2 protein-coding genes are annotated in these 1,226 nt (G+C 75.0%); both read left to right on the top strand.

What is annotated here, in order from left to right; genetic code table 11:
- Positions 1–431: class F sortase (locus tag H5J29_RS33410; RefSeq protein WP_181784867.1), on the top strand; the 431-nt coding region annotated here is incomplete at its 5' end.
- Between the two features lie 65 nt (positions 432–496).
- Complete coding sequence (locus H5J29_RS33405; protein WP_181784866.1) at positions 497–1,093, top strand: RNA polymerase sigma factor; 597 nt, start codon at positions 497–499, stop codon at positions 1,091–1,093.
- Positions 1,094–1,226: the final 133 nt, after the last annotated feature.

Below are 1,226 nucleotides of genomic sequence, written 5' to 3'. Positions count from 1 at the left end.
TTCGCGTGGACCGCGGCGGCGAGACCGTGCTCGACGCCCCCGTGGTCCCGGTCGGGACCGATCCCGCGGGGCGCATGGCCGTCCCGACGGACGTCCGGACGGTCGGCTGGTACCGGTTCGGGCCGGCGCCGGGGGCGGCCGGGTCCGCCGTGCTCGCCGGGCACGTCGACGACCGCGACCAGGGCCGGGGCGCCTTCCACGCCCTCGACCGGCTGCGGCCGGGCGACGTCGTGCGGCTCGACACCGCGGCCGGTGGCCGGACGTTCACGGTCTCGTCGGTGGCCGAGACCGGCAAGGAGGCTCTGGCGCTCGAGCCCCTGTTCCGGCGGGACGGTCCGTCGGTCCTGCACCTGGTGACCTGCGGTGGCGCGTTCGACCGGTCGGTGGGGGCGTACACCGACAACGTCGTCGTGACGGCCCTTTCGGGGTGACCGGCTGCTCGAGATGTCCGGATCGTCCGTCGCCGTCAGACTGGGGCGATGGACGGAGCGGGCGGGTGAGGAGCGGGCGTTCGTCCCCGGACACCGGTCCCGACCCGACCGGCGTGGAGGACCGACGGCTCGCCGCGCGCCTGCGCGGCGGTGACCCCGAGGCCCTCCGGGAGGGCTACGACCGGCACTCGCGGGTGGTCTACACGATCGCCCTGCGGATGCTCGGTGCCCATCACGACGCCGAGGACGTCACCCAGCAGGTCTTCGTGCGGGCCTGGCGCAGCCGGGCGAGCCTCGACCCGGAACGGGGTGGCCTCGGCGGATGGCTGGTCGGGATCACCCGCACCCAGGTCGCCGACGTGCTCGCCGCGCGGTCCCGGGAGCGGGCGATGATCGACGGGGTGGTCCGGGCCGGACCACCGCCCCCACCCACCCCGCGGCCCGACGACGTGGTGGACAGTGTCGTGGTCGCCGACGAGCTGACCCGGCTGCCGGACCAGCAACGTAGGGTGATCACGCTCGCGTTCTTCGACGACCTGACGCACGGTCAGATCGCGAGCCTGACCGGGCTGCCGGTGGGCACCGTGAAGAGCCACCTGCGCCGCGGGATGGGCCGCATGAGACGGCGATGGGAGGCGAGCGATGGGTCACCCGCCTCCTGACGAGCTCGTCGTCGCGGCCCTCACCCCGTCCGAGGCCGCGGCCGAGGTCTCCGCGCACCTGCGCACCTGCCCGACCTGCGCGGCGGAGGTGGACTCGCTGGTCCGGACCAAGGACCTCGCTCGGGGACACGGC

The organism is Pseudonocardia pini, assembly GCF_013870575.1.
In the GTDB taxonomy this organism is placed as follows: Bacteria; Actinomycetota; Actinomycetes; order Mycobacteriales; family Pseudonocardiaceae; genus Pseudonocardia; species Pseudonocardia pini.
This window is presented reverse-complemented; position numbering and strand designations above follow the sequence as displayed.